Annotated in this window: 12 protein-coding genes and 2 pseudogenes; 4 read left to right on the top strand and 10 right to left on the bottom strand. The window is 41.4% G+C overall.

Features of this window, described 5'->3' with window-relative positions; translation table 11 throughout:
• Positions 1 to 77: 77 nt before the first annotated feature.
• Positions 78 to 1,058: an aldo/keto reductase gene (locus LMB56_RS08175; RefSeq protein ID WP_229274257.1), complete on the top strand. Its 981-nt coding sequence runs from the start codon at positions 78 to 80 to the stop codon at positions 1,056 to 1,058.
• 37 nt (positions 1,059 to 1,095) lie between these two features.
• Positions 1,096 to 2,598, top strand: coding sequence for a glycosyltransferase (locus tag LMB56_RS08170; RefSeq protein WP_229283776.1), 1,503 nt, complete (start codon positions 1,096 to 1,098; stop codon positions 2,596 to 2,598).
• Positions 2,599 to 2,643: 45 nt separating this feature from the next.
• Here the strand turns inward: LMB56_RS08170 and LMB56_RS10560 are convergent.
• The 6 genes and pseudogenes from LMB56_RS10560 to LMB56_RS08140 all read right to left on the bottom strand — a co-directional run.
• Positions 2,644 to 2,757: pseudogene (locus LMB56_RS10560) on the bottom strand (LPXTG cell wall anchor domain-containing protein); the annotation flags it as partial.
• A gap of 89 nt (positions 2,758 to 2,846) precedes the next feature.
• The gene (locus LMB56_RS10555; protein ID WP_411378249.1) at positions 2,847 to 3,254 is read right to left on the bottom strand and encodes a hypothetical protein; all 408 of its coding nucleotides are present in this window, start codon (positions 3,252 to 3,254) and stop codon (positions 2,847 to 2,849) included.
• A 1,258-nt stretch (positions 3,255 to 4,512) separates the two neighbouring features.
• Positions 4,513 to 7,368 (bottom strand): annotated as a pseudogene (locus LMB56_RS10605) (YSIRK-type signal peptide-containing protein); the annotation flags it as partial.
• A gap of 267 nt (positions 7,369 to 7,635) precedes the next feature.
• Positions 7,636 to 8,277, bottom strand: coding sequence for a tRNA (guanosine(46)-N7)-methyltransferase TrmB (gene trmB, locus LMB56_RS08150; protein WP_003668507.1), 642 nt, complete (start codon positions 8,275 to 8,277; stop codon positions 7,636 to 7,638).
• A 12-nt stretch (positions 8,278 to 8,289) separates the two neighbouring features.
• On the bottom strand, positions 8,290 to 9,492 hold the full coding sequence (locus LMB56_RS08145; protein WP_035156978.1) for an ABC transporter permease: 1,203 nt from the start codon (positions 9,490 to 9,492) through the stop codon (positions 8,290 to 8,292).
• On the bottom strand, positions 9,485 to 10,222 hold the full coding sequence (locus tag LMB56_RS08140; RefSeq protein ID WP_019251391.1) for an ABC transporter ATP-binding protein: 738 nt from the start codon (positions 10,220 to 10,222) through the stop codon (positions 9,485 to 9,487). Before LMB56_RS08140 ends, LMB56_RS08145 begins: the two co-directional genes overlap by 8 nt.
• Positions 10,223 to 10,358: 136 nt before the next feature.
• Here LMB56_RS08140 and LMB56_RS08135 point away from each other — a divergent pair, with 136 nt between their 5' ends.
• Both LMB56_RS08135 and LMB56_RS08130 read left to right on the top strand, forming a co-directional pair.
• Positions 10,359 to 10,793, top strand: a complete 435-nt coding sequence (locus LMB56_RS08135; protein ID WP_003668511.1) for an HIT family protein — start codon at positions 10,359 to 10,361, stop codon at positions 10,791 to 10,793.
• A 2-nt stretch (positions 10,794 to 10,795) separates the two neighbouring features.
• Positions 10,796 to 11,026 (top strand): hypothetical protein, encoded by a 231-nt coding sequence (locus LMB56_RS08130; RefSeq protein ID WP_229277863.1) that lies wholly within the window; start codon positions 10,796 to 10,798, stop codon positions 11,024 to 11,026.
• Positions 11,027 to 11,077: 51 nt separating this feature from the next.
• On the opposite strand, the gene LMB56_RS08125 is transcribed toward LMB56_RS08130, so the two are convergent.
• The 4 genes from LMB56_RS08125 to LMB56_RS08110 form a co-directional block, all read right to left on the bottom strand.
• Positions 11,078 to 12,016 (bottom strand): peptidylprolyl isomerase, encoded by a 939-nt coding sequence (locus LMB56_RS08125; protein WP_019252921.1) that lies wholly within the window; start codon positions 12,014 to 12,016, stop codon positions 11,078 to 11,080.
• A gap of 114 nt (positions 12,017 to 12,130) precedes the next feature.
• Complete coding sequence (locus tag LMB56_RS08120) at positions 12,131 to 14,623, bottom strand: ATP-binding protein (protein ID WP_229283775.1); 2,493 nt, start codon at positions 14,621 to 14,623, stop codon at positions 12,131 to 12,133.
• 3 nt (positions 14,624 to 14,626) lie between these two features.
• Positions 14,627 to 15,811 carry a metallophosphoesterase family protein gene (locus LMB56_RS08115; protein WP_229283773.1) on the bottom strand — a complete coding sequence of 395 codons (1,185 nt, stop codon included), beginning with the start codon at positions 15,809 to 15,811 and terminating at the stop codon, positions 14,627 to 14,629.
• Positions 15,812 to 15,890: 79 nt separating this feature from the next.
• Positions 15,891 to 16,262, bottom strand: a complete 372-nt coding sequence (locus LMB56_RS08110) for a YlbF family regulator (protein WP_003670831.1) — start codon at positions 16,260 to 16,262, stop codon at positions 15,891 to 15,893.
• Between the last annotated feature and the right edge of the window lie 38 nt (positions 16,263 to 16,300).

Raw genomic sequence — 16,300 nt, 5'->3', positions numbered from 1 at the left:
GGTACATACCAAGAATATTTTTAGTATAATTAAGGCAATTGATGCATACGCTTTCACCAATAAGGAGGTTTCTCATGATGTATCCAGTAACAATCGGTCATTCAGAAGTTAAAGTAAATCCCCTCGGTCTTGGAACAAACGCTGTTGGCGGTTATAATCTCTTCCCAGGTTTAGATGATCAAGCCGGCATTGATCTTGTTAAGACTGCTTTAGATAATGGAATTAATTTATTAGATACTGCCTATGTCTATGGCTTGGGTCATTCAGAGGAACTGATCGGGCAAGCCATTCAAGATTACGATCGTCATAAAATCATCATTGCAACAAAGGGCGCTCATGATTTTTCAACGGGTAAAGAAGTTATTAATAATGATCCGGATTTTATTACTAAGCAGGTCAATGACAGTTTAAAACGGTTGCAAACTGACTACATTGACATTTACTATCTGCACTTCCCTGATCATGATACGCCGAAAGCAGAGGCAGTCGGTGCTCTGCAGAAATTACGGGAAGAAGGAAAGATTCGGGCAATCGGAATTTCCAATTTCAGTCTTGATCAAATTAAAGAGGCAAATGCGGATGGTTATGTTGACATTGTAGAAGACGAATTCAGCCTTCTTCATCAAGATCATTTAACGGAAGGAATGCTAGACTACCTGAATGAAAATAAGATCAGCTTTGTCCCTTACTTCCCGCTAGCTTCTGGACTATTAACTGGAAAGTATACCACTGATGCAACATTCCCTGCTGATGATATCCGTAGCCAAATTGCAGACTTTAAAGAGCCACGTTACAGCACAATCTTACATGCTGTTGATCTCGTCCGTCCAATTGCTGATAACCATCATGCTACGATTGCTCAAATAATCCTCGCATGGTACCTGCAAAATCCACTCATTACTGCGGTGATTCCAGGAGCTAAAAATGCCCGTCAAGTACTCTCTAATGCAAAAGCAATGAAAATTGAACTTTCGACTGACGAATATCAAACAATTGAACAAGCATTCAATCAATTTAAACAAATTAAGAGTGGTAAATCATTAAAAGATCCAGACTAAGTGGAAAACCACCAAATCGTTTAAAAAGGAATTTATCATGAATTATTTCATCACTAGCCGGCAAGATTTACACACCTCGGCTATCGAACTTGCCCAAGTCAAACGGCTACGAATTTTCGATCATCTAAATGTCCCTGTGACCATTGTCACGATGCTGTATAACTTCGACCATCAAACTGTTGAAGAAAAACTTAAAGTTAAAGGTCGCGTCCTTAATATCTATCAGTTTTATCAACAGCTTCCTTATCGTGATGATCCCACAGTTGATCAAGCTATTATTAAGCAGGCGTTGACTGTCCCTGGCTGCCAAGTTAAGGACAATTGTGCCCTACGCAACGGCAAAGTGCGGGTTCGCGTAAACTTCCGCAACGGACGGTTATACTATATCGACTACCTTGATCAGTACGGCTTTACCAATCGACGGGACTTTTACGATCAAGGATGGCGGACCTATACTGAATATTTTGAAGATAAGGGACGGTTAATTGCCCGCCAGTATTACGATCATGATGGACAGGTCAAGATAATCTATCATTATCGCGGTGGTGAAGGTAATGTCCCCATTCTTACCCTCATCCAGCTAGTTGATCAAGGACAGGAATGGCAATTTGATAATGAAATCGAATTTCGAGCGCACTTTTTAGATGAGCTTGTTGGAGATAATCCTCAATCAAGCCTTATCAGTGATCGTTCTAACATCGCTTTAAAGGCGTTTACGCTAATGAAAAAGCCAGCAAGACGGTACCAAGTATTTCACTCGGCCTTTACCGACGACGGCCAAAGCAACGGCCCTATTTCGGCAATCTACCAGCCAATTGCAACAATGCTCGCAAAAGGACAGCTAAGTGGGCTGATCTCTGCCACGCAATGGGAAGCTCAAGACGCTGCAAAACGGTTCCAAACTAACCAGAGCTACGGCATCCCTGTGACTTATTTAACAAGTGCAGAACTCACAAAAGAAATCCCCGTTAGCCAACGCCAGGCAGGAAGATTTATTGCAGTTGCGCGGCTTTCCAAAATCAAACAACTTGATCATATTATCAATGCGATTGTTCGTCTTCATCAAGACTTTCCGCAAGTTACCCTCGATATTTATGGTTATAGCGATAGTTGGAATAAAAACCAAACTGCTAATGCTCTCAAGTCATTGGTGAAGGAAAATAAAGCCGAGAGCTATATTAATTTCGTTGGTTATTGTAATGATCTTAGTACTGCTTATGAACATGCTCAAGCAGAGATTTTAACAAGCTATTATGAAGGTTTTGCAATGGCGGTCCTAGAAGCACAGGGTCATGGTTGCCCTGTTGTTAGCTATGACATCAACTATGGACCAGCAGATATAATCGATGACCAGCAGAGCGGTAAACTGATTCCGCCGAATGATCAAGAGGCCCTGTATCAACAATTGCGAAAACTATTAGCAGATCCCGACCTCGCAAAGAAGTATGCCCACCATGCACAAAAAGCAGCACAAAAATACCGCTTCGATCATGTCGCTAAAAAGTGGCAAAAGTTAATTAGTAATAAAGAAAAGGAGTAATCCTCACAGCCGAGATGGCTAAGGGTTACTCCTTTTTATTCGAAATTAATCTTTCCGTTTCTTATTTACTTTTGTTAAACCAAGTGCTGAGAGAAGACTAGCAAAACCGAGACCAATTAAGCTTGATGACTTTTGATTACCAGTTTGTGGTAATTGTTGAGCTTCTTGTTTAGCAGCTGGTTGAGTTGATGAAGAACTAGTAGGTTCGACAATAGAAGTTTCGCCTTTCTTGGCAGTGACCTGGGTAGTCATTGGTTGTGGTTCTTCATCCTTTTGTTCACCAGGTAATTGAGTATTTGATTCAATTGCTGGCTGTTCACTCGGTTGGGCAGTTGGCTGACTTGTCGGCTGTTCTGTTGGTTGAACAGTCGGCTGACTCGTTGGCTGTTCTGTTGGTTGAGCAGTTGGCTGACTCGTCGGCTGCTCCGTTGGTTGAGTAGACGGTTGTGTTGTTGGCTGTTCCGTTGGTTGAGCAGTCGGCTGACTTGTCGGTTGTTCCGTTGGTTGAGCAGTTGGTTGACTCGTCGGCTGTTCTGTTGGTTGAACAGTTGGCTGACTCGTCGGCTGCTCTGTTGGTTGAGCAGTCGGTTGACTTGTTGGCTGTTCAGTTGGCTGAACAGTTGGTTGACTTGTTGGCTGTTCAGTTGGTTGAACAGTCGGTTGACTCGTCGGCTGCTCTGTTGGTTGAACAGTTGGCTGACTTGGTATTTCTGCTTTCGGCAAGTCGTAGTTCAACTCAGGACCCGACTGACCATAGTCAAGCTTTGGTAAGTCATAGTCAGTTGATGGACCCGACTGACCGTAGTCAAGCTTAGGCAAGTCATAGTCAGTTGATGGACCTGATTGACCATAGTCAAGCTTTGGTAAGTCATAGTCAGTTGATGGACCTGATTCGCCGTAGTCAAGTTGTGGTAATTTATAACTTGACTCTGGACCACTTTCACCCTTGTTCTTTTCATAAACTAATACAAGATCTTCAGGATTATTTGAAGTTGGGTTCAGAGTGATTTCGTCAGCTGTACCACTAATCCAGTGCCAAGTACCAACCATATCATCAGAAGTTGCGTACTTGTCACCCTTGTTCAAGGTAATGTACTTCTGAACTACTTCATCCATAGTTTGAGTGTCATGGTTCCATTCAATATTACCAGCTTTAGTAGTTGCAACTTGCGTCGTCTTACCATTTGCATCTTTAACAGTTTCTGGAGTGGTGGTTTGACCAGTTACCATATCTACATAAATATGACCATCAAACTCAACCTTTTGAGAAACTGCATCCTTCAAAGGACTCTTTGCATCATTATTTGCAACAAAGGTAATGTTTCGAGTAAATTTCTTATGTAAATCGCTAGGATCAACGGCACGTTTTCCATCTGGATCTTTTGGCACGTCGCTGGCTGGAGTGTTTGGTGTAATGTCCTTAACTGCATGTTTCAAGTATACGTATTGGTCTTGGACGCCATGAGTTAAAGTTTGCTTACCGAGTAAATCACCTTTGGCATTATCAGATAAACCAACTAGAACATAGCCAGCCTTTTCGTAGTCTGCTGGGCTCCATAACTTAGCCGTTGCATCTGGAGTGTCACCAACAAAGATGCCTTTACCTTCACCAACGTTAGGAACTAGATGATCGGTAAGTTCATGACCGTCAGTTGGAGTATAAGTGTTTTTATCTTCTACACCATTAACATCAATGTAGTGAATGTTGTATTGAGCTTTTTGCTTGTAAACAAGGGTCTTGTCCTCTGGATTCTTAGAAGCTGGAGTTAAGTCAACTTCACCAGCTTCACCATCAACTAATTCCCAAGTTCCAATCATATCGTCAGAAGTTGCGTATTTGTCGCCTTTCTTCAATTCAATAGTTGGTTGATTAATAGCACTAAACTTATCATTTTGCTTATCCCAAGTAATAACGCCATCCTTAAGAGTAGCTACTTGAACATCCTTGCCATTAACATCCTTAACAGTTTCTGGAGTAGTTGTTTTACCAGTTACAATATCATAAGCAATGGTACCGTTAAATTCAGTCTTTTGGTCGCTTTGACCCATTAAAGTTTGACCGTCAGTTACATTAGCCTTGTAGAAGATAGTCCGGTGGAATTCTTTATGTAAATCACTTGGGTCTACAATTGGATTACCATTTGGATCTTTTGGCACGTCCTCAACCGGAGTGTTTGGCGTAATAGTCTTAACTGCGTGTTTCAAGTAAACATATTGATCTTGAACACCCTTGGTTAAGGTTTGCTTACCAAGCAAATCGCCCTTGGCATTATCAGATAAGCCAACTAAAACATAACCAGCCTTTTCATAATCTGCTGGGCTCCATAACTTCTGGGTAGCATCTGGAGTGTCACCGACATAGGTCTTATCTTCACTACCGACATCAGTTACTTGATGATCTTTTAATTCCTTACCATCAGTTGGTTCGTAGGTAGTTTTACCTTCAACACCGTTAACGTCGATGTAGTGAATGTTATATTGAGCCTTTTGCTTGTAGACCAAGTAACCATCAGCAATCTTGTTAGGAGTATCAGTCTGCCAAGTATCGCTAGTTGGATCGCCGTACGATACTTCGCCGTTCTTATCAGTTGAGACTAAGTACCACTCACCATCATCAGTACCACGCTTTGCAGCTTCATCAGTAGATAAGGTAATAGTTTCTGGAGTTGTAACGGCAGCAAAGTTTTGGCTATCATCTGTTAAGCCAGTACTCTTATCAGCATTTACAGTCCAAGTAATTTTAGGAAGCGTACTATTCAATGCATCAACAAACCATTCACCATTTACATTTTGTCTAGCATTAACTCTTTGACCCGTAACAGCATCAGTATAGTAAGTGCTACTAGTCAAAGTTACATTTTGAGTTGTATCATCTTGTAATTGCTTACCATTTTCATCATTTGCTACATAGTGAATTGTCCGCGTTGTTGTCTTAGTATCAGTATGTGCAATAGCCTTATTTGTAGTTAAGTGAATTGTATATACATACTTAGCGTCATCTTCAGTCCCTTCACTATGATTGGCATTATCAGTATTATTAATACTAATACTACCAAAGTCATCGCTTGCAACCGTGTATCCTTTACTCTTGTATTCATCAACTTGATCATAAATATTTTTACGTGTTTGTTCTGCCCTATCAAGAGTATGTTGGTAATCTTTTTCTGGTACTGGATTTTCTGTGTAAGTATTTAAAGTTTTGCCAGTTACATCATCGATAATCGAAACCTTGTATAAAGGAGCATATGGATCAAAAACGCTCATCCCTCCATTATGCATCAGATCATTTGGATCATATTTTACAGCTGGTGCATGAGCATACTGTCCATCATATCCTTTAACCTGATAATTATTCTTATAAATATATTCAGGGAAAGTATCTGTTGTGACGGGAGTCCATTTACCATATGTCACTTGCCCATCAGTATCGACAGTCTTCGTACGCGTAAACTCAAGAGCTTGGCGGCCACCATAGTGTTGCTTAGTTACATGATCGATGTTAACTCCTTCATCATTTTCATCGCTCATTCCATAATAGAAGTAACGATATACCGTCTCTTTTGTCCCATCACTCGACACTTCGATATCTGTATTAAAGTATACTTGATTATTTGGAACATAATCGCCAATATTCATTTGCGTATAATCTACCTTATAATTTACCGTTTGATTATCATTAAATTCCGCTCCATTAAAGAATCTTTGCCAATTATCAAGATCAGGTAGATTGTTAAATGATGCTGCTATTTCTGCTTCTTCAGGTTTCCATCGTTGTGATACATCTGGAGATTTAATAGGATCAAAATTATCAGCTTTTAGTCGATTAGCTTGACTATTAAATGTAAACGTCTCGCCAGTAGTTAAATTCTTAACATTGAATACTCCATTTTTCACCTTATTGGTAACTAGATCGAAAATAACCGTTGGCGTAATTTGATACTGTACTTTATAATCAGGAACTTCTTTTCCTTGATCATCTTGCATCGTTTCACCATTACTTGCCGATGTGTAACGATAGTGAATATTTCGAGTAAGATTGTACGTATGATATACTTTCTGCTCTGTCTGATGCTTTAAATGAATTTGAAAGCTCATTTCAGAGCTAGTAAATTCTTTTGGAGCTTGATCTTGATATGCACCAGCTGGTTCATAATACCCAATATCTAAGATATCAAGCATCCTTTTAATACTCATCGTACCGTTATTGTATGCTTTCGGACTAACCTTATCGCCAACTTTACCGTATGCATAATGATGACCATTATCTTCGCTTGGCAAATATGAATAATCTACTATCTTTCCGTTATCGTCATCATCAACAAACGTTAAATCAATTCTTGCATTCTGTTCAGTAGTAGATTGAGAAACCTTACTTTCTTCAACTGGAGTATTTTGTGTATTGACGTTATTTTTGTTTAAATTAGTAATCGATTCATACTCATTATCATTTACCAGTTCTTGATTCTTTTCATTATTCAGTTGATCTGTGCTCTCATTACTTGTTTTATTTACTAATTGTTGTTCCTTTTGTGAATTACTACTAGTATTTTCGACTAAGTTTTGTTCCCCATTAGTTTGTTTATCAGCTTGTACAACAGAAGTAGAAGCCGACTGCGTAATATCGGCATTTGCTGCTGTTGCTTCTTGCGTAGTAGGTGTGCTATCAGCGTGCGCTACTGCACCTCCAATCATAAAAGTAGTTCCTAGTAACACAGACGCAACACCCACACTGAGTTTGCGTAACCCAAATCGTTGCCGTTGCGGCTCCATTTTGCGTACATATTCTTGTGCATTGTTCTTCGACATTCAATATCCCCCCATATATCTGTACGTCATAACTTATAATTTATTTTTCGAGAACATTCTAGCACATATTTATCGAACCATAAACACAAAATTATCATTCCATTTATGGTGGAATTACTTTTAAATACACTTTTTCACTTGATGTTGCGATAAAGAAATCGATTTCTCACCCCAGCAAAAAAGTAAAAAAATACTAGTCAGCAAGCATTCGTCTACTTACTGACTAGTATTTTACTTAAAATTAGCAATTAGCTTATAGATTGGTTGGCCTTTCGCCGCAAATTTTTGTTCATATTCAGTCTCAACATTATGTTCATTTTCTTCGCTGTGGTGCAGGTCTAACCAGACGCCATCAAAGATCATCCCATAGTTATTCATGCTTTCCAAGGAGAATTCAAAGAGACCCATGTTATCAGTCTTCAGTTCAATTGCGCCTTGATCTTGGAGGATCTGCTGATAGGTTGCTAAGAAGGTCTTGTAGGTTAACCGCCGTTTAGCATGCCGTTTCTTCGGCCATGGATCAGAGAAGTTAAGGTACATCTTCGCAACTTCCCCATCTTCAAAGTATTCTTGCAAGTCTTCTCCATCCCCACAAATCAATTGCAAGTTTGGCAAGTCTTCCTCGAGCGCTTTTTTAAGGGCGATTGCCGCAACAGTCCGCTGAATCTCCAGACCGATAAAGTTGATTTCTGGATGATCCTTGGCCATGCCAATGATAAATTGACCCTTTCCCATCCCCACTTCTAAGTGGAGGGGTTGTTCTTTTGCAAACCGTGATTGCCACTTGCCCTTAAATTGAGTAGCATCATCAATCATTAGTTCTGGATGGGCAGCAATTAATGGATCAGCCCACTTTTTATGTTTCACACGCATAAATTAAAATCCTCATTTCATTAGTTTTTTGACTCTGACATTGAAGTAGAAGCGACTTAATAAGACCACTTCCACTGCCGCAATAATAAGATTAATTACCATCTGGCCGACGTTCAACTGCCAACCGATACTAGCAAGAGCGATCAATAATGCTTCAAGCGCCGTCACCTTGGCTAATAGCTGCTTAAAGTCTGCCTGTTGCTGGCTAGCAGGGATCGGATAGATATGGGTAAAGACATTCGATTCATACTGGTCATAGAGTGGCATTAGCTGGGTCGCGATCAAGTAGATAAAGAGCACGACCACCAGAGTACTTAGCCAACCTGCTGGCAGTAAGAAGACAATCACCATTCCTAGTAGGGTCAACCGACTGACAATCCCGCTCACTTCGGTACTCCGGACAAATGCGCGAGCGTATAAGTAAGACCATGGTTGACCATCTTTGCTTAGCCAGCGGATCAGGCCATCTGCCCACTTCCGCCGTTTGGTATTTCCTTGAACACTTGGCACATCAGTAAAGAGGTTAAAGAAACGGTAGACACTGTACATCCGATCTTGTTCCGCCTTAACGGCAATCCGCCAATTAACGGCAAGATCACGATAATAAACAATTACCGCCAAGTACAAGATCACTGCCACGACAAGACCGACATAGGGATTTACCAGCCACATTGCGATGGAAGCAAGGAGCGGATTTACCCAGTATTCTAGCCGGGTCCGCCATTGTTGATCACCCCAGCGCAAACTCAGTGATTTTCGTGCCACATGCATCCAATCAGCCTTATTGACAATGGCGACTAAAAAGATGGTCACAATCTCGGCACTGCTGAGTTTTTCCGTTGTCAATGCGAACGGTAAGGCGATAAAGGCCCCCACTACCGTCATTATTTCCGCTAAGATCAGACTATACCAGGTCGCCTGGTTAAGGTAACGATGGATTCCTTCAACTTGCGGCAAGAGAAAGACTGGGTCCGGCTTTTTGATCAGCGTTGCAAGACGACCAATTTGGGCGATGACCGTAAACCAGCCGATCAAGATCAGCCGGGTCCACCATTCATGCGGTCCCAAGGTTGGCAGCCATTGGGAGTAGCCATACGCCAAGGCTCCGAACAGGAAAAATAAGGCGATAACAAAGTGGTCATTGAAGACTAACCGCCAGTAACGCAGTAAGAGCATAAAGTGTTGACTGCGACGCTTGCTAAATAACTTATTCATCACGATCACCCTTTGCAAGATGCAAGTAAATCTCATCTAAGGATTCGCCGGCATGATCACCAGCGGCTCGTAATTCATCGAGAGTTCCATGTGCCCGGACCTTTCCATCTGCCAATAGGACAAAGCGGTCACAATACCGTTGCGCCGTATCAAGGACGTGGGTCGACATCAAAACTGCGACGCCCTCCTTCTTCTTTTGCTCAATCAAGTCTAGCAAGTCATGAACTGCCAAGGGGTCCAACCCATAGAATGGTTCATCAATAATCAGCAGCTTGGCCTTCGTCATAAAGGCACAGCAGATCATTACCTTTTGCTTCATCCCCTTAGAAAAGTTTGCGGGGAACCAGTCAAGCTTATTGTCAAGCCGAAAAAGTTTTAATAATTTTGTCGCCCGCTGCCATGCTTCATCGTGGTCCAACTCGTACGCCATAATCGTTAAATCAATATGCTCACGGAGGGTCAATTCATCATAAAGAATTGGCGTTTCGGGAACATAGGCGATCTGTTTTTTATATTCTTCCGGGTTAGCCTGGATAGTAAGACCATTAATTTTAATCGATCCTGAAAATGGTCGCAGCAAGCCAATAACGTGGTTTAGCGTTGTTGACTTTCCGGCACCGTTTAGGCCGATCAAACCAACTAATTCACCTGGTTGGACATCAAAGCTGACATCCTTTAGTACGGGAATCTGGGAATATCCACCAACAAGTTTATTTATCTCTAAAGCCATTATTCATCCCTTCTTATTGATTGCTTAGTCATATCTTTTTATTATATCATAGGTTATTTCTTCTACTAAATCATGCACGAATGCGATTTTTTCGGTATACTTATGATAAGTTTAATCTTCAAAAGGAGCGATTAATATGGACGATAATTGTATTTTCTGCAAAATCATTAACGGTGAGATTCCTAGCTACACAGTCTATGAAGATGACGTTGTAAAGGCCTTCCTTGATATTTCACAAGGAACTCCTGGTCATACCCTCGTCATCCCTAAGAAGCACGTTCCCGATTTATTTGCCTACGATGCTGATCTCGCTGCCCAAGTATTTTCCCGTATTCCAAAGATTGCCCGGGCAGTTAAGGCTTCTAACCCGGCCATCAAGGGGATGAACGTGGTTAACAACAACGGTGAAGTCGCTTATCAATCTGTCTTCCACTCCCACTTCCACTTGATTCCACGGTACACTAGCGATGATGATTTTAAGATGATTTTTAAGGACAATTCTGGTAACTACAACGATGAAAAGTACAAAGAAATCCAACAATCAATCATCGATCAAATGAAAGAAGACTAGTTATGCAACGGCTAAAAGAAATTCAAGAGGAATTCAAACGGCTCAGCACCGAAGTTTCACAGTTGAAGAACAGCATTGATGAACTACAGGGCGCCATCCCAGGTGTGCAAAAGTTTATTAACGATGTTGAACGCGATGTTAAAAAGTGGAAGTTCAAGACTGAACCCCGGCTGAACCGTATTCAGATTATTCTGGATGTGCTCAAGATTGATCAAAAGGAACAGCAGAAGTAATAAAAAATAAGGTTACGGAAATTTTCCGTAACCTTATTTTTTATACCCTATTTACTTGTTTGAGCTAGCACTGCTGCTGTTGTTGCTAGAGCTACTTGTAGTGGCGCTTGAATTAAGGTAATCATCAAGGATATTCTTAACATCGTTTTCCTTGATTGAAACGTTACCCTTCTTCAAGACGTTTGAAACAACCTTCCGCATGAAGTTTTGGTTGTTCATGTTTTCTTGAACGATTTGGTTCTTCAAGTCATTGATGTGTTGACTCTTCTTACCCTTAGCCGGGTGTTCGATCATATAAATTACTTGGTAACCGTCATCAGTCTTAACAGGGGTAGTAGTATATTCACCAGTCTTCAACTTAAAGGCAGCCTTCTTGTAAGCTGAGTCAAGTTGGTTGTCAGTATTATCAAAGGCTGGAAGCTTACCACCGTTGTTCTTAGTTTGACTATCAGTTGACTTGGACTTAGCAAGCTTCTTGAAAGTCTTGTACTTGTTGCTAGAGTCATTTAATTGGTTAATGATATCTTCAGCATCGGACTTACTACCAACAAGGATCGTCGCAGTTTGAACTTTAGGTTGGTACTTGGTCCATTGCTTATTGATCTGCTTAGTAGTGATGTGGGAGTAGTGACGAGCAGCGGCAGTCAAGAGTAAGTTTGACCGAATTTGTTGCTTCAATGACTTTTCAGTTAAGTTTTGACTTTGAAGGTAAGCATTAAAGTCAGAACCGTATTCACTCTTGTAAGTGTTGTATTGCGCGTTAACTTGCTTATCACTGACTTCTTTACCGTATTGCTTCTCCAAAACCTTATCTAAGATCATTTGTTGAAGCACTTGCTTACCAGCACTGGTTTGCTTCATGCTGCTATAGTATTCGCTCTCAGTGATTTTACCACCGCTAGTAGTAGCGACAGCCTTATTTCCACAGGCAGCAAGCGGCATCATCAATGCGGCTCCTGCAATGATAGCAATTAACTTTTTGGATTTCATGTAAGAAACACATCCTTAAACAAAATATTTTTTCGATAACTTCACTCATCCAATATACCACACTTATTTTTTCGTGCCAGTCTCATAAATAAATGTTTATACCATCTTCATAATTTATTCACGTTTTAATGCTTGTAGGTCAAGAATTTTAACGTCAAGATCCTTAATCCGATCATCAGCAGTAAAATAGATAACCTGATTCTTCTCAGCAATTTTTTCTAGCAAGGCCAGCATTCGTTGCCGCCGAACATTATCAAAATTAACAAACCCATCATCAATAATTACCGGGAAGTTAGCTTGATCACTCATCACGGTGACAAAGCCAAGCCGGAGCGCAATATACAATTGTTCAGCCGTTCCTTGCGACAATTCTTCCACTAAAAAGACTTCTTGATCCCTTCGCACCACCTTAATCCCATCCGCCGTTAAGTCGATCTGGGAATACCGATGATCAGTTAGCAAGGCAAAATATTGTTCTGCCTGGCGAATGATTGCAGGGTAACGATCAGCTGAAGCTCCTACCAGGGCCCTATTAATCCACTGAATTGCCAATTGGTACCTTAACCATTCCTGTACTTCACGCCAAATCTTAGCAGCCAGATTGGCCCGCTCTTGTTCCAAATTGCTGAGGGTCCCGTCTTCAACCAAACTATCAATTTCGACTTTATCTTTTTGAATCTTCTCGTGGGTATGGGAGATTGTTAGGTTGAGCTGATCAAGCTGGTGCCGAGTCTTCGCTAAAGCCGTCATTAGCTCATCTTTATTTGCGTATGCGGCGAGGGCTTGGCGGTCTTCTGCAGTTAATTGTTGTCCATAGGCATCTGATGCCAAGGCTTGTGATTGTGCCGCAGAACGGCTTGCCAAGTACTGGGTAAACTGGTTATCATCATGCACCCCGGCTTGCTGATAAATCGCCATTTTTTGCTGATGAATTTTACTGTAGTCTTGATTGAGCTGGGCTAAATTGTTAGCAATCGTTGCTTTTTCCCGGGTATTCGCTTGGATATCCTGGCGCGCTTGTTGCCCTTGTTCCAGCAAATTATCCAATTTAGTCCTAACAGCCGTCAACGTTAGATTTTGCAAAGCTGGTGGCAATTGTTGGTTAAAGATAGCAAGCTGGTGGTCATATCTTTGCTGATCTTGTTTGGCAGTTTGGAGCTGGGCAACTAATTCGGCGTTCCGTTGTAAATCTCCCTGCATTAATAGCCATTGATCAGGCGGAAAATTCTGTAAGCCATGTTTTTGACCGAACGCCATGATCGCTTGGGAATCTGTCGTTACTGGAGCAGGATGACTTCCTTGGCGTTGATAATAAAGATACATAACTGTCGCAAAGGCCGCCATTGCTCCGATAGCAGTAATAAAAGTGGCATTCGCTAACAACCCGATGATAAAGAGGACAAAACCGCCGACAATTCCGATCATTGCGGCCCGAGAAAGATCGCCATTTGACTGGTTCGTATTTGCCCGAGAAAGCGGTTGGATATTAAGAAGTCGGGCAAGTTCTGCTTTTTCCTGTGAGGTTAATGGCGCTGGCAAGGGATGGTGGTAGCGAGTTTTAATTGCAGTTAATTCCTGTTGCCACTGATTAGCTTGTGTTTGTTGACGGTGCTGCAAAGCCTCTTCCGCTTGTAATTCAACTACCTGCTCCTTAAGTCGTTGAAGTTCCGGCATACTTTGTGGTGAATGCTTAGGCGCTTGTGGAGACTGATGATCGATCCTTGCCAAGCGCTGTTGATAAACCTGTTGTTGGCGGCGAAGTTCCTTTTCCCTAACTTGTAGTTCTTGTGCCGTCGTAACCTGCTGATCAGTTAAATAATCAGCAAGCGGCCGAGTTTGGTGGCTACTTTGCCATTCATGGTAAACTGACCACAACTGCTGTAAATGTTCTAATTTTTGCAAAAGCGGCTGTTGTTTTTGCAATTCTGCCTGTGCTTGCCGCAATTTTTCTTTGTTTGTCTTCAAATCTGCCTGTAGGTCCTGATAACGGTGAAATTTACCGTGCGCTTGATTAATTTTATCTGTCAAGTTCGCATATTGATGAAGGTCTTGATTAAGGGGCCATTTCCGTCCGCGCGGTTTATAGAGATGGTCAGCTTGTTTCTGGTACTGATTGATCAACTGGTCCCACTGCGCACTGCCAACTGCTCCTAGTTGCTGCAGATGTTGTTGCCATTCATCCCGATTAAGCTCGTCCACAGCTGTTAAGTCTCGTTGCCCAAAACTAAAAAGAGCTTGATAGAGCGACCGATCCATCGGGCCAAGCAATTGCTTTAGTTCTTGTTCACCACCTTGACGTCCTTGTGAATCAGTCACACTAACCTTACCGCCATTCCGCCCGCGTTCCCGTTTAATCACGTAATCATGGCCGTTGATCTCAACTAATAAACTTCCACCATAACTAAAAGTAGTCTTCGGAATATACTGGGCAAACCGATTCTTTCCCCGCCCATCCGCAAAGCCAAATAAGATACTAACAAGAAAGGCCATCAAGGTTGTCTTTCCGGCTTCATTAGGGCCATAAATTATTTGGGGGTTAGCTGTGAAGTCAAAATCTTGGTCATGCCATTTGCCAAAGCCATCGATATGGGCTTTTTTTATTTTCATACGCTAATCCTCCCGCCGCAATAATTGAGTCGTTGCTTGCTTTAGTTGCTTAAGATCAAGGGTTATCAACTTAGCTGCTAAATCGGCATCCCGCGCTAAACTTTTTGTTAATTCTGCAATATTAGCAGGGGTAAATACTTCTTGGGCAGCTTGTTGCCAATACTGTTCATCTAGGTCAGTCATTGATGGCAGCGAATTTTGCTGGTGAAGTAAGAGACCATAAACCCACCATTTACCATTATCTGCATTTTGGTCTTGCAGGTGTTCAAGGACATCCCCATTTGCAAGCAGGTGCCGAATTGTTGGTGAAAGTTGTTCAATGTTAGCAATCGTCAGCTCTACCAGTTGGAATGGTGTATTTTTTAGTTTGTCATCAATTGCTTGCGACAAGTATTGCTCCACTTCAGCAAGACTACTAGTTGATAAAGCATTGACAGTTAGACTTGTCCATTCAATTTCCGCAACTGGTTTAAATTGCGGCACAAGTTTATTGCCCTGACTTTCCACCAAATAATAACCGTGCTGTCCGACTTCATTTTTATGCCGTCCCTGCGGATTGCCGCTATAAACAATTGGCGGCTTCTCATTCAAGATTTGGTGCTTGTGAATATGACCAAGTGCCCAATAATCATAATTTTTAGCGATTAATTCATCGGTCGTAAACGGAGCATAGTGGTTATCTTGACTTTTCCGAACTGCTCCGTGAAGCATCCCAATGTGCCAAGTTTCGTTTCTTTTTGGTGGATATTTTTGTACTTGATCTTCTTGAATCCAGCGTTGATCATAACTAAAGCCTGAGATAGCAACACTGTCATGATTTGCCAAAGTAAGAGTGGTGGTCGTTACGCGATTGCCAAAAACATGAACATTTGCTGGCAGCTCTCCCGTATCTTGGACAATTTGATAATCGTGGTTACCATAAAGTAGATAAACGGGGATGTGGGCTTGATTAAGTCGTTCACATTGCTTGATGAAAAAATCAGTAGCGACAATGCTTTGCTGATCACGGTCATAAATATCCCCGCTAATTAAAACAAAATCAACTTTTAAGTCAATTGCATCATCAACAATCTTTTGAAAAGCAGCAAATGTCGACGAATGGACGCGTTCCCATAACGGCTTGGGCATCGAAGTCAACCCTAAAAAGGGACTATCAAGGTGTAAATCGGCTGTATGAATAAATTTCATAATTTTTCCTCTTAACAATAAAGGAGCTGAGAAAAATTTTGCTTTCTCCCAGCCCCTTACTTGGATCGTAATAAATTAATTATTCTTGTCCTGGCATCTTTGGCATTACTTCACTGTAAAGATCTTGAATTGGACTTGTAATTGTCTTATTCAATTGTTGAAGCATGCTATCAACTTGCCGTTCTTGGTTCATCAAGTCTTGAACAACCTTCTTACCGCTTACTTCCTTGGCAAGGTTTTGGATGTTTTTAATTTCATCATCAGTTGGTTGTTGACCAGTCATTTGCTTGTGTTGAGCATCTGCTTGAGCTTGTTGGAACTTCTTGAAGGTGTCAAAAGTGTCACTGTCAGCCTTTAATGCTTCAAAAGCCTTTTGTAATCCTTGATATTCTTGAGTTTCGCGCAATTGGCGACTAAGTTCATTTGCAGTATCATAAATATTTACAACCATGTAAAAGTCTCCTTTATCTCGTTCTTAGATTAATTGTA

Origin of the sequence: Limosilactobacillus reuteri, assembly GCF_020785355.1 — a bacterium.
GTDB classification, from domain to species: domain Bacteria; phylum Bacillota; class Bacilli; order Lactobacillales; family Lactobacillaceae; genus Limosilactobacillus; species Limosilactobacillus reuteri_I.
This window is presented reverse-complemented; position numbering and strand designations above follow the sequence as displayed.